At 71.8% G+C, this 305-nt stretch carries 1 protein-coding gene; it reads right to left on the bottom strand.

From position 1 onward, the window contains the following. Positions 1-305, bottom strand: a 305-nt coding sequence (locus BKD30_RS15385; protein WP_143588235.1) for a transposase, incomplete at both ends; no start/stop codon positions are given.

Below are 305 nucleotides of genomic sequence, written 5' to 3'. Positions count from 1 at the left end.
TTCGACCTGGACGTGCTCGTCTGCCGCGAATACCGTGTCCAGCCGGGCGCGCTGGGTGTCGGTGAGCAGGTCCGCGCCGGTCTGCAGGGTCCGCCGCGCCCGGTAGAGCGGGTCCCCGGCCCGGCCCCGGTGCCCGAGGGTGTGCTGCTGGACGCGCTGCCGGCACCGGTCCAGTCCCTCACCTGCCAGACGGATGACGTGGAACGGATCCATGACCGGTACTGCGGTGGGTAGCTCTTCGGCGGCAGCGGTCTTGAACCCGGTGAACCCGTCCATCGCGACGACCTCCACCCCGTCCCGCCACG

Source organism: Tersicoccus phoenicis (assembly GCF_001968835.1).
Classification (GTDB): Bacteria; Actinomycetota; Actinomycetes; order Actinomycetales; family Micrococcaceae; genus Tersicoccus; species Tersicoccus phoenicis.
This window is presented reverse-complemented; position numbering and strand designations above follow the sequence as displayed.